Source organism: Stenotrophomonas sp. SrG (assembly GCF_050031795.1).
Taxonomy (GTDB): domain Bacteria; phylum Pseudomonadota; class Gammaproteobacteria; order Xanthomonadales; family Xanthomonadaceae; genus Stenotrophomonas; species Stenotrophomonas rhizophila_A.
In genome coordinates this window covers 1-247 of record NZ_JBNBBE010000722.1, presented here as the reverse complement: position 1 = coordinate 247, position 247 = coordinate 1, and the positions used below count along the sequence as shown (strand labels likewise).

At 71.7% G+C, this 247-nt stretch carries 1 protein-coding gene; it reads right to left on the bottom strand.

Going from position 1 to position 247, the window contains the following annotated elements; all coding sequences use genetic code 11:
- Window positions 1–247: FtsX-like permease family protein (locus ACQG3P_RS21475; RefSeq protein WP_426806185.1), on the bottom strand; the 247-nt coding region annotated here is incomplete at both ends.

Below are 247 nucleotides of genomic sequence, written 5' to 3'. Positions count from 1 at the left end.
CTGCAGTTCGAATACCTGGCGGGCCACGACGCTGCCCAGCAGTGCCGCCGTGCCCACCGCCAGCAGCGAAGTCAGCAGACCCAGCGCGCCGAATTCCACCAGCACCGCGCCGCGCAGCTGGGTGCGGGTGGCGCCCAGCGTGCGCAGCTCCGCGCTGTCGTAACGGCGTTCACCGGCGGTGGCCTGCAACGCGGCCAGCAAAACCAGCCCTCCGGCCAGCAGGCTGACGCCCATCACCAGCTGCACG